7 protein-coding genes and 1 pseudogene are annotated in these 8,305 nt (G+C 59.6%); 2 read left to right on the top strand and 6 right to left on the bottom strand.

Going from position 1 to position 8,305, the window contains the following annotated elements; translation table 11 throughout:
* Positions 1-114: pseudogene (locus WCB02_RS26280) on the top strand (IS5/IS1182 family transposase); the annotation flags it as partial.
* Here WCB02_RS26280 and WCB02_RS26275 read toward each other — a convergent pair.
* The 6 genes from WCB02_RS26275 to WCB02_RS26250 form a co-directional block, all read right to left on the bottom strand.
* Positions 107-514: a DUF779 domain-containing protein gene (locus WCB02_RS26275; protein ID WP_423962682.1), complete on the bottom strand. Its 408-nt coding sequence runs from the start codon at positions 512-514 to the stop codon at positions 107-109. The pseudogene WCB02_RS26280 and the gene WCB02_RS26275 overlap by 8 nt on opposite strands.
* 25 nt (positions 515-539) lie before the next feature.
* On the bottom strand, positions 540-2,057 hold the full coding sequence (adh, locus tag WCB02_RS26270) for an acetaldehyde dehydrogenase ExaC (protein ID WP_423962681.1): 1,518 nt from the start codon (positions 2,055-2,057) through the stop codon (positions 540-542).
* A 138-nt stretch (positions 2,058-2,195) separates the two neighbouring features.
* Positions 2,196-3,164, bottom strand: coding sequence for a GAF domain-containing protein (locus tag WCB02_RS26265; protein ID WP_423962680.1), 969 nt, complete (start codon positions 3,162-3,164; stop codon positions 2,196-2,198).
* A 396-nt stretch (positions 3,165-3,560) separates the two neighbouring features.
* Complete coding sequence (locus WCB02_RS26260) at positions 3,561-4,796, bottom strand: flavin monoamine oxidase family protein (RefSeq protein ID WP_423962679.1); 1,236 nt, start codon at positions 4,794-4,796, stop codon at positions 3,561-3,563.
* A gap of 670 nt (positions 4,797-5,466) precedes the next feature.
* Positions 5,467-5,778: a hypothetical protein gene (locus WCB02_RS26255; protein ID WP_423962678.1), complete on the bottom strand. Its 312-nt coding sequence runs from the start codon at positions 5,776-5,778 to the stop codon at positions 5,467-5,469.
* Positions 5,779-6,233: 455 nt separating this feature from the next.
* Positions 6,234-6,875 carry an outer membrane protein gene (locus WCB02_RS26250; RefSeq protein WP_423962677.1) on the bottom strand — a complete coding sequence of 214 codons (642 nt, stop codon included), beginning with the start codon at positions 6,873-6,875 and terminating at the stop codon, positions 6,234-6,236.
* 769 nt (positions 6,876-7,644) lie between these two features.
* Here WCB02_RS26250 and WCB02_RS26245 point away from each other — a divergent pair.
* A complete protein-coding gene (locus WCB02_RS26245; protein ID WP_423962676.1) occupies positions 7,645-7,845 on the top strand; it encodes a hypothetical protein in 201 nt (66 codons plus the stop codon).
* The last annotated feature ends 460 nt before the right edge of the window (positions 7,846-8,305 follow it).

Raw genomic sequence — 8,305 nt, 5'->3', positions numbered from 1 at the left:
CGCTTCTTCAACAAACTCAAGCATTTTCGAGCCATCGCGACCCGCTACGACAAGCTCGCCAAAATATTCCTGGCCGGCGTCCAGCTCGCTTCTGCCATGATCTTGCTCAACTGAAGACAGGCCCTAGTTGTCGCGCGGGCGAGCAGACAAGCGATCGGGTCAGGAATCGCACTTCGCGGCCATTATCGAGGGAGAACATCCCGCCCCGACCGGGAACGACGTCGATGACGAGGTCGGTATGCTTCCAGACATCGAACTGGGAAGCGCTGATATAGACCGGGGCATCGCCGATATGACCGAGCAAAATGTCAGTATCCCCGATGATGAAGCCGCTTCGTGGATAACACATCGGCGACGATCCATCGCAGCACCCTCCCGATTGGTGAAACAGGACCGGTCCATGCTCACTAACGATTTCTTCGATAAGTCGGAGCGCTGCGGGTGTCGCGGAAACCTTGTCTTCCAAGAATGCCTCCGTGAAGAGCAAAAAAGTCACCGACGCGGGTGAAAGCATCCGCGTCGGCGAGCCTCGGGAAAATTCAGAAGAAGCCGAGCTTTTTGGGGTTATAGCTGACCAGCAAGTTCTTCGTCTGTTGGTAGTGGTCCAGCATCATCTTGTGGGTTTCGCGTCCGATACCCGATTGCTTGTATCCGCCGAACGCCGCATGCGCGGGATAAGCGTGATAGCAGTTGGTCCAGACGCGGCCCGCCTGTATGGCGCGACCGAAGCGGTACAGCCGGTTGGCATCACGGCTCCAGATACCCGCACCGAGGCCATAAAGCGTGTCGTTGGCGATCGATAGCGCTTCGTCGTCATCCTTGAAGGTCGTCACCGAAACCACCGGTCCGAAGATTTCCTCCTGGAAAATTCGCATCTTGTTGTGACCCTTGAACACCGTGGGTTGGACGTAGTAGCCGCCCGCGAGATCCCCCGGCAGCTGGTTGCGTGCACCGCCGGTCAAGACCTCTGCGCCCTCCTGCCGGCCGATGTCGAAATAGGCAAGGATCTTTTCGAGCTGCTCGCTCGACGCCTGCGCACCGAGCATGGTGGCGGGGTCCAGGGGGTCACCCTGAACGATTGCCTCAACGCGCTTGAGCGCGCGTTCCATGAACCTATCGTAAATCGCTTCATGGATCAGCGCACGGCTCGGGCAGGTGCAGACCTCGCCCTGGTTGAACGCGAACATCACGAAGCCCTCAATTGCCTTGTCAAAGAAGTCGTCATCTTCGGCGACGACATCCTTGAAGAAGATGTTGGGAGATTTGCCGCCGAGTTCGAGCGTAACGGGAATGAGGTTCTGACTGGCGTATTGCATAATCAACCGGCCCGTTGTCGTCTCACCGGTAAAGGCAATTTTGGCAATGCGCGGCGAGGAGGCCAGCGGCTTACCCGCCTCAAGGCCGAAGCCGTTGACGATGTTGAGAACGCCGGGCGGCAGAAGATCGCCGATCAGATCAATCCACACCATGATGGAAGCCGGGGTTTGCTCGGCGGGTTTCAACACGACGCAGTTGCCGGCTGCAATCGCAGGAGCCAGCTTCCAGCACGCCATCAGCAGCGGGAAGTTCCACGGAATGATCTGGCCCACGACGCCGAGCGGTTCGTGGAAATGATAGGCGATGGTGTCGTGGTCAATCTCGGAAAGGCCACCCTCCTGTCCACGAATTGCACCGGCGAAGTAGCGGAAATGGTCGATTGCGAGCGGCACATCGGCCGCGGTAGTCTCGCGAATCGGCTTGCCATTATCCCAGGTCTCGGCCAGCGCAAGAAGATCGAGATTCTCCTCCATCCGGTCGGCGATCTTGTTGAGAATGACCGCGCGTTCCGCAGCACTGGTGCGTCCCCAGGCATCCTTGGCGGCGTGCGCGGCGTCGAGCGCGACTTCAATGTCCTGCTCGTTCGAACGCGCGATCTCGCAAAGCAGTCTGCCGTTCACCGGCGAGCAGTTCTCGAAATACCTGCCGGAGCGCGGTTCAACCCATCGGCCTCCGATGAAGTTGCCGTAGCGCTTTTGGAAGGGAACCTTCGCGGTACGTGAAAATTCCACCTTGCTCATGGCCGTCCTCCTCTTGATGCGTCGCTGGATGCGGCGCTTTAATAGAGGCATGTCAAAACAAGGCTGCCCTGTCAGCCCCTCGAAACCGGACGTTCGAAGTGAGTGTCTCAGTATTGAGACAATCGAAGGTTACGAATCTCAGTGGGAGCGGTGAAGGTCCAAGCGCTGCAACTTCCGATAGAACGTGGCGCGGCTCATGCCGAGCGCCCCGGCTGCAGCGGTGACATTGCCATCGGCGCGCGCAAGCGCCCGTTGCAACACCCCGCGTTCCGCGCCGGCAAGGCTTTCGATCGCTTTCCCCGCTGTGCCGAGAAGATCGGCTGCGGGTAACGACTTCCGCAGGCATGCCTGAGTAATTCCGAGTGCCAGGCGAGCCGCTCGAGTTGCCCCAATGACAAGATCGTCCGCATTGACCGCAATCAGGGCTCTTGCCCCTTTGTCGGCAACCGGGACGACCAGGATGCGGGCTCTAGGGTACGCCAAACGAAAATATTCAGCCTCTATCCGCGTCGCAGCATCGTTCGCGGCTATTGCGATGAGATTGACGAAGCTTTCGGTCAGGTCCGCCCGGCAAGATGATACGTCGAGCGCAGCTGCGAGATGCCCCTCATGGTCAAAAACCGGGGCGGTTGTGCAACTCAGCAGCGTGTTGCGCGTAAGAAAATGCTGGTCGCGATGGATCGTCACCGCGCGCTGCTCGACGAGGCAAGTGCCTATGCCGTTTGTGCCTTCGCTTTCTTCGCTCCAGCTTGTACCGGGCCATAACCCCCAGGAACAAAATGTCGCGTCGTCGCTAGGCGAGCCGCGTCGCTCGACGGGAATGCCGTTCCGATCAGCAAGCAGCACGCAGCATCCAACACCCCCAACGGCGAGATGAAGTCTGTCCAGACTCGATTGGGCGACCTGGACGAGCGACTCAACTTCTTGTCGGGCCTTCCGAAGTTCGGAATCAGCCAGCCTTTCAGGTGGGTTCCTCTCGGCCGGATTGAGCCCATGCAGAGTGGATGATCTTCGCCATGAAGCGATCAGCGCGGATTTTGCTGCACCGTTTGATGCAATCGCGGCCTGGATTCGGTCGGCGTGGTGAGCCGTCGAATCTACCGGCATTTGCTCCTCCCAAAATTCGGATTCACCCCTGTCGGTCTTGTGGATCTTCCGATCCGCCAACTTTTCAAGCCAGATTATTAATACGCGCGCCAGCCACCTTGATCAGGATCAAGAGTTTTCCGGAGTCCAGGTCCCTTTCCAAACAGGAGCGGCGAAATCAGGTTAGGCTGGTGCCACTCTTATCACTCGGCCTATGGGAACCGATCGAAAACTTGGAGTACTTCGTGATCCTGGGGTAAGCAGTTAAGATCAGTCAGACCGCAGGTCCGGGTTGGGTCAGCAAGAGACATTGCTGCGGGTACACAAGCCACGTCAGGGTTTCTCTCAATTCCGTTTCTCCAGCTCCTGACAACGGAAAGCCCACCACAATGTCCCATGTTGTACGGTCGGCTGGGTTCATGCAGGAGAGAGGCTTCGTGCGACTTCGGCGGCGGCCCGGAGCCCTGTTTCATGGGCGCCGTGCGCGGTGGAGAAAAATCCGAGCGAGGTCGCTTCGCCTGCGAAAAACAGGCGGCCGTCCACCGGAGCAGCCAGGACCGCGCGGAGTCCGAAACATCCCGGCCGGGCGTAAGAGTAGGATCCGCGCGCGAAGCGGTCTTGGCTCCAGGCCGACGCGGCAAGCGGGCGGATCCTGCTCCGGATCTTCGTGCCGACGAGCGCTGCAAGCTCGTCGATCGCATAGTCGACGAGTGCGTCGTGGTCCACGAGCGCACGGGCGAGTGCTCCGCCGAAAAATGCCTGGATGCAGCCACGCCCCAATGGTCTCAGATCATAGCTACCGGTTTCCGTGCGGTCGGTTGCGCCGAACAGATGGCCGTCTACCGGGAAAGTGTTCGGGTCATCAAGACGGAGCATCGCCTTCTCGGCGTAGCCAAGCAGCGGGCCGGCGGCGGCGGCAACCTTGTCCGGCAGAGGTGGCCGAAATCGCACCGCTTCTTCGGCGATGAGATTGGTCGGCAATGTGCAAATAACCGCGCGTGCCCAGACATTGCCTCGTGACGTCTCCAGCATGATCTCGCGGCCCGAGTGGTCGACCGTCAGCAATTCAGTATTCAGAACGACACTGCAGGACGATCCGAATGCTGCGACCAGCGCGCCATAGCCACGGCGCACTCTCCAGTTCACCTGCGTGTCTTGATAGTTCGCGCTGTCGTAGGCCGAAATGTTGCTCAGCTCCGCACCGCTGACATAAGTGCTCACCGCATCGATGAGCGGGTTCCAGCGGTTGCCCGGCGCAAGCCAGTCGGCTGCATTGGTGTCCTGTGGAAGTCGGGCTGCCGCTTGCAGTCGGTCCTCGAACGCGTCGAGCGCGGTGTGAAAGGCACGCTGTTCCGAGATGGGGAAATTGATATTGAAGCTTTGCTCGCCCCAATGGGGTTCTTCAAAGGCAAATTCGAAACCCAAGCTGCGCGCGACTGGCACGAAGCAGTTCCGATCGGCCGAATGAAGCCATTCGCATCCGACATCGAAGTCTACGCCGTCAAGCCGCCGCGTCAGCGCCCGTCCGCCAATCCGGTCCCTTGCTTCGAGCACGAGCACCGACAAGCCTTGCCCAGAAAGTGCGCTAGCGGCGGCAAGGCCAGCCGCGCCAGCTCCAATTATGACCACATGCACGGAGGAATTGGGCTGCATCACCGACCATCATGAGCACGGCAGGAAGATGGGCGTACTCAATAACACATTTTTATCGATTCTGCAGGTGGGAGCGTCTTTGCCCTTGAGCAAGCGTGAGCCGCGTTCCGTGCCGCGGTCCATCGTTCCGCTGCTTTAGCCTTGACTAGTAGCTTGATGACCGCGCGGTTGCATTTGTCGCTTGCGAACACGTCCCGACCAGCGCGTAAAATCTAGAACTTCGAGACTGGTCCGCGCGTGAGAAATGGCGCCCAACCGGCCTCCAGACACACTCGATGTCTCAATTGGGTCAAGGGCCGTCATGGTCAGCAGGCTGGTGGCACAGCCGGTGTACCCCCAGCTTCAGAAATGACCGTACGGCCCGGGACTCACGCTTCGTGCCACTTCCGCACTCATGCTTCGCAGAAAGAAGCGCTATTCGATCACCTCGCCTGCGAGGGGCGAGCCGCTTGTCCGGAATGGTAAGGCCGAGCGTCTTCGCAGTCATTAGGTTGATGACCAACTCGAGCTTCGTCGGCTGCTGCACAGGCATGTCGGCTGTCATCCGGATCGAGCAGCACGATCAGGTGCTGTGCACGTCCGCTCGATCCGCCACGAAGTCATCCGAAGAGGTTCTTTCCAGGTCAGAAGAAACTGATTTTCTGCGGCGGTCAGCTTTTTGCTCCACAAGCTAATAACCATAACCTCGGCCATAGCCGTCGTCATAACCTCCGCCATAACCTCGGCCATAACCGCCACCATAATAGCCGCCACGGTCCCAATCGCCACCGTAGACACAGCACGGCCGCGGAACATAGACTCGGCAGCAGGGCGGTGGCGGTGGCGGAGGCGGGACATAGACTTGGCAGCCGCAGCCGCCCCCGCCCCCGTAATAGCCGCCGCTCCCATACCCGACGGGACCGTAGCCATCGGGGAAGAAGCCACCTGCTTCAGCCCCGGAAGGAATGGTGGCGGCAGCGAGTGTGAGAACTGCCGTGGCCACGACGGCTATCCTGCCGAATTTCAGCATCATGACACGTCTCCTATTATTTATTTGGCGGTGAGCCCGCACTTGGATCGTAGTTTGCCAACAGAGACCTCAAACAAGGCCCAAGCTGGGATTTCCGAGCGGCTATCTAGCGATATCTCGCGATATGGTGAATCCGAGGACCGTCGGGTGTTTCGCCGACGGCTCTGTATTTTTCTACTTCGACAGCATCGCGGGCCGCCGCCTGCGGCCGGAGCCTCTGACCCGGGAGCGGGCGCCCGTAGCGGCAAGGCCTTCGCGCAGGCCAAGCGCGATCGACGATCCGCAAGCCGCTCGACTTGCCGATGAAGGCGGCCCAAGCATTCGCGAAACCGCAGGCATGACGCTGCGCTTCTTGCGCGCCGCTCCCTGTCGAGCCCGAGCTTTTTTATATCTTCCCGGGACTATGTCCCGCGAAGATACGATTGAGCTCAGAAGTGATAATTCACGCCGAAGCGCAGCACGTTCGACTGGAAATTGGACGGGACTGAAGCCGAAAGGACAGGACCCTGCGACAGGCCGAGGTAGAGATATTCGGCCTTCGCCGACCAGTTCGGACTAAGACCCAATGGGGCGAGGCCGAATTCGGCACCGGCTCCGATCGTCCAACCCAGATGCCCGCTGCTATCCGACAGCCCGCCGCTCGCGACCGTGCTGATGCCCAAGGCGAGGCCTGCCGTGCCATAGAGGAACACGTTGTTGATGACATAGCCGGCCCGCCCGCGCAAAGTTCCAAACCATGGATTGGAGAACTGGTAATCGGCGAACGTTCCGCTGGCGCTCGAGAGGTTGAAATCCGACTCGACGCCATACACCCATGGACCGCTTTGCCAGTTGTAGCCGGCCTGTATGCCGCCGGTGAATCCGCTCGAACTGAGGCCGCCAACATTCGAGGCCCACTGGAAGCCGACGTTGGTGCCAACATAAGGACCCGACCAGAGACAGGGCAGCAGCGGTGGCGGTGCGTAAGGTGGCGATGGCGACGCGTAAGGTACCGGGCCATATTGGGGAGGAGGCACGGCGTAGGGGATGGGCGCATCGGCCGCGTTCGCCGAAGCGACTGCAAGCATCATGACCAAGACTGTCCCGACCGGCGCCAAAAGGCTTCGGCGCCGCAAACAAAAATTCATGGCGACCTCTACAGATGTCGCCCACCAGCCCGTTCGGCAAAGTAAACGAGCCCAGTTAATACACCGCTAAGGCGCGACCACATATGACTGAGCGAATTCGCAAGATCGGCCGCGTTGCCTCCTCCGCATGACTTCGATCAACATAGCATCCTGGGCAGGAGCGAGCTGAATGTCAGTTTTGGGTCCAGGCTGTGTGAAAACTCCGTCGTCGAATTTTCGTCTAGAAGCTCTATGTCGATCGCCTCGCTCTGAAAGCAAATATTGCTGGCGACCTCGGTCGATAGTCGTCAACTGAGAGAACCATTCTGCACATCCTCGGCTCTCGCGAGTTTTCACACAGCCTGGGTCACAATCGGACTCGTGCACCGCAACAAAGGCCTCGCTACTCAATCGCCTCACCAGCCGGCAGCCGCGCCGTTTCTCCATCTTGCTCGCCGCACATGATGCAGGTTTATGATAGCCGCGGGTAAAGCAATCGATTGTATTGCCCCTTCACCGTTGCGTAGCATTCACACGAGATCTCGTTCGGTTCGAGTCGAGCGCCGAGTCGGCGACCTTCGAGATTGAACTGGAACATCTGTCGCCGACCAACGATGCGCAACGTTCGCTGCAAACTCGCGCCATTCAAGCGTTCACGGAAGCCGCGCAGATCCGACTGCAGCTGTTTGCGCAGGCCGGCGGCTCGATCCCTGTCCCGTTCCTGGTCATTCTGGTGTTCTGGCTGAGCACGATCCTCGTGAGCTCCACCTTATTTGCGCGAGCCAATCTGATCGTGACGACGTCCCTCTTTGTCTGCGCGCTGTCGTTTGCCGGCGCAATTTTTCTGGTTTTGGAGCTGGACAATCCCTTCACGGGGCTGATGGGAATTTCAAGCGCGACGCTGCGCGGCGCGCTTTTGCCGCTGAATCCATAGGCTTGAGGCACGCGCTAGCGAGGGAGAAAGAGGGTGTCAAACAGCCCAAATGGCAGCGCGGCCGCGAAGAGCCCGTCATCGGTGCTGGCGTAGTCCATCGTCTCAGCAGCGCAACTTGTCGCTGATTTGCGATACGGGCCGATCGACTTAGCGCGCCGCTCTCCTGCCGCTATCTCCGACCAGCGGTTGCCCCTTGGCACGAAACGTAAGTGCCGGAACGCTCCGGGTATTTCCGAAACTGGTAATAGACCGACCGTGCCATCTCCCTAGCCGCAATTGGCGCCCACGACTCATTTCGGATGTCGGTCGGGGGAAGCGCGCACATCGCGCCGGCTTTCCTTGCGGAGATCGAGATATGAGATGAGCGGGCGGTGCTCGAGGCAATACTCGTCGATCAATTCACCGGCCGTCCGTTACTGCACCTCACGCGCCCGCCGAGATGCCCACCGCACTCCCCTCC

This window comes from Bradyrhizobium sp., from assembly GCF_049581145.1.
In the GTDB taxonomy this organism is placed as follows: domain Bacteria; phylum Pseudomonadota; class Alphaproteobacteria; order Rhizobiales; family Xanthobacteraceae; genus Bradyrhizobium.
The sequence above is the reverse complement of the archived record's forward strand: the minus strand, read 5'-3'. Positions and strand labels throughout refer to the sequence as shown.